4 protein-coding genes are annotated in these 3256 nt (G+C 58.6%); 3 read left to right on the top strand and 1 reads right to left on the bottom strand.

Annotation, left to right across the window (positions count from 1 at the left end):
* The 3 genes from D6877_RS04840 to D6877_RS04830 form a co-directional block, all read left to right on the top strand.
* On the top strand, positions 1–371 hold a 371-nt coding region (locus tag D6877_RS04840; protein ID WP_130910033.1), incomplete at its 5' end, for a hypothetical protein.
* A 462-nt stretch (positions 372–833) separates the two neighbouring features.
* Complete coding sequence (locus D6877_RS04835; RefSeq protein WP_130910034.1) at positions 834–1727, top strand: sensor histidine kinase; 894 nt, start codon at positions 834–836, stop codon at positions 1725–1727.
* Positions 1724–2383 (top strand): response regulator transcription factor, encoded by a 660-nt coding sequence (locus D6877_RS04830; RefSeq protein WP_041478445.1) that lies wholly within the window; start codon positions 1724–1726, stop codon positions 2381–2383. Before D6877_RS04835 ends, D6877_RS04830 begins: the two co-directional genes overlap by 4 nt.
* On the opposite strand, the gene yegS is transcribed toward D6877_RS04830, so the two are convergent.
* Positions 2367–3256: lipid kinase YegS (gene yegS / locus D6877_RS04825; RefSeq protein WP_130910032.1), on the bottom strand; the 890-nt coding region annotated here is incomplete at its 5' end. The two genes, D6877_RS04830 and yegS, sit on opposite strands and share 17 nt — an antisense overlap.

The following is a 3256-nucleotide window of genomic DNA, read 5'->3' as shown; positions in this document are numbered from 1 at the left end:
AACTGATCAGCAATGACAAGGATGCCATCGACTGCATGCTCGGCACTCTGCTGAAATTGGCTGGCCGTGCCGAAGCGTTGGCGCTGGAAGCGATCTCCGAATTCTCCCTGCACATCTATAGCCTGCTGAATCTGACTCAGGACCGGGTAGATCTGCACGAACAGGCCCTTGATGCGCTACGTGACTGCTTCACCCTGATGGCGTGGCAGCTTGAGCTGGTCGACCATAAGACCGGGCAGCTAAGCCTGGATGAACGCGAGCAGGCTGATCTGCTCGAAGCCTTTGCGGCACAAATGGGCCAGACCTCGTTTGAGCCGAAGATGATGAGCAAACGTTTGCTCTCTGCGTCCGTTACCGCTCGCCAGGCTTGAGCCTGTCTGCAGCAATATTGTCGTAAATGAATAGTTCGTACCTGTCAGCGACAGTCCGGGCCAAATAATCAACCCGACCAACGGCTGATTTCCAGGCACCCCCCTCAGGGTTTTCCTGTGTGCCGCAAGCGATACTTCCAAACGTATGGAAGTCATTCAAAAAACAAGAATTCAGACTTTTCCAATATGGAACTTGCGTCCACGATCCGCTATTTCCTGACTGAATGGACATATATAGCAACCGCGACCAACGGTATGTTAAGTGGTATTATGCCGCCGGTTAATTGCTTGCCACTTAATGGCACACTGACTCCAGCGTTTCATTAGCGATGTTATTGCCAGTCAATGATTGCTTAACGAATACGGTTTGAATCCATAACATAATTGACAGTATTTCCAGACAGAGATCCGCCATCCACCGGCCGGTCTGCCCGCAGCGAACATCCATTGGCTCCATCCGTTATGTACGCCAGTCTCAAGTCACTCATCACATGGCCACCCTCGCGGGAAAACGCCCGGCGCTTCACACTGGTTCTGTGTGTTCTGGCGACCCTGGGCAGTCTGATGGCGTATGTTGTTTCCGCGCGCATTCCCTTGGGGTTGCTGGCACTCGACATCGCCGCCACCGCGTGCGTCTGGGTGCAATATCGCTTGTCGCGCAAATCGATCAAGTTTCAGCCACAAGAGCTGGCTGATCGACTGTTGCAAGTCCAGGAGAACGAGCGCCATCGCCTCAGCCGTGAACTGCACGACGATATCGGCCAGTTGCTTACCGCCGCCAAACTGCAAAGTGACTGGCTCAAGCGCCGCCTGCCGGCAGAACTCCAGGAGCAATGCGCGGTGCTCTGCGACACCCTGGATGAAACCCTGACCAAGGTGCGTGATGTCTCGGCGATTCTCAATCCACGGCAATTGACCAGCCTGGGACTCGAAGCCAGCCTGCGTGCGCACTTGCTCAAGACGTTGGCCAACACGCCGGTCAACTGGAGTCTCGATTGCCAGCAGCGGCTCAACGGAATCCCCGAGGAAATGGCCGTCGCCGCGTTTCGCATCGCCCAGGAAGCCGTGACCAACATCCTGCGCCACGCACAGGCGAAAAACCTGTTGATTCGGGTACAGCGTCTGCCGCAAGGTCTGACTTTGTTGATCAGCGATGACGGTCTCGGTTTCGCGCCTGCTAGCGATCCGGCCAGAGAAGGCCAACGCGGCATGGCCGGGATGGCCGAGCGCGTCGAACAGTTGGGCGGTACATTGAGCGTTACCAGCGAGCCGGGCAAAGGCACAAGAATCGAAGCACTTTTCCCCTGGGCGCCGCGAGCGCTCGAAAGGGCCAGTACGAATAAGGTTATGCGTTGACTTGTAACTTACTTCTGGTGGATGACCACTCGCTGATCAGAGCCGGCGTGCGCGCTCTGGTACTGGATATTCCCGGTTACGCGGTAATCGGCGAAGCCAGTGATGGTTCGCAATTGCTCGAAATGGTCGAGCAATTGAGCCCGGACATCGTATTGCTGGACATCTCGATGAGGGAAACCGGTGGCCTGGAAGCGCTGCAACGCCTCAAGCGCGTGCGCCCGCAGAGCAAAGTGCTGATCCTGTCGATGCATACCGATCCGGCGCTGATCATGCAGGCGCTGGAGTCCGGCGCCCACGGCTATCTGCTCAAGGACACCACCGCCACCGAGCTTGAACACGCGCTGGAAGCACTGCGCAACAATGAGCGCTACCTCAGCCCGGCCATCGCTCATACGGTGATCAATCAGGCACTGACCCGAAACCAGAAAAGCCAGCCCGACATCGCCGATTCACACAATCTGACCGCACGCCAGCTGGAAATCCTGCGGCTGATCGTGCGCGGCAAATCGACCCGGGAAATTGCCAACGGCCTGGGCTTGAGCGTCAAGACCGTCGAAACCCACCGTGCGCAGATCATGAAGCGCCTGCAAATCTACGACGTGGCGGGTCTGGTGCTGTTCGCCGTGCGTGAGCAGATCATCAGCCTGGATGACTGATCGACGGTTGTTGGCCCAGTAATGGCGAGTCCTTTGGCAGGTGCACCTGCAACGCCGCAGGTTTCGCAACAAATCGCAGACTGTCGCCCTCCAGCGGCTCGCCGTCGAGATTGATGCTGAGCCCTTCGGCGACCTTGATCTCGACCCACGGCAATCGCGCCCGCACGAACATATTGTCGAGGCCGAAGCCCTCGCTCAGCAGATTCTTCAGCGTGCCGACCAGCTCCTGCGGTGCCGGGAGGATGCTGATATCCAGCAAACCATCGTCGACTCGCGCCTCGGGGCAAAGCACATGGCCGCCACCCGCCTGCCGCCCATTACCGATGCCCAGCGCCAGCAGCTCGCCCTGCCAATGAAAGTCCGGCCCCTGCAACTCGCCGTAAGCGGCATGCAGCTCGCTGAACCGGGTCAGGCCGGTGAACAGATACGCGGCGCCGCCCAAGACCTTTTTCAGGTCTTCTGAAGTATTGGCGGTAACCTGACTGCCGAATCCGCCGGTCGCCATGTTCAGGAAAATCTGCCCGCCCACCTCGCCCAAATCGATATCCGAGGGGTGAACATCCAGTAGCTCAAGGGCTTCGGCAGGCTCCAGGGAAATACCGGCGGCGCGGGAAAAATCGTTGGCGGTCCCCAGCGGGAGCAAAACGAGGCTGGCTTTCTTCGGGTGTTGAGCCAGCGCTTCGGCGATATCGCGCAAGGTGCCATCGCCGCCGCCAGCGATGATTTTCGTGTAGCCCGCTGCCAGCGCTTCTTCTACCAGACGCTGGGCGTCGCCGGCCTCCCAGGTCACTCGCACGGCCAGCTCCCAGCCTTGCTCGCGCTTGGCTTCGACGGCAGCGCGGACATCCTCGTTGAGTGCCTGTTTGCCATGCA

The sequence above is a fragment of the Pseudomonas sp. Sample_9 genome (genome assembly GCF_004307535.1).
In the GTDB taxonomy this organism is placed as follows: domain Bacteria; phylum Pseudomonadota; class Gammaproteobacteria; order Pseudomonadales; family Pseudomonadaceae; genus Aquipseudomonas; species Aquipseudomonas mercuritolerans.
The sequence above is the reverse complement of the archived record's forward strand: the minus strand, read 5'-3'. Positions and strand labels throughout refer to the sequence as shown.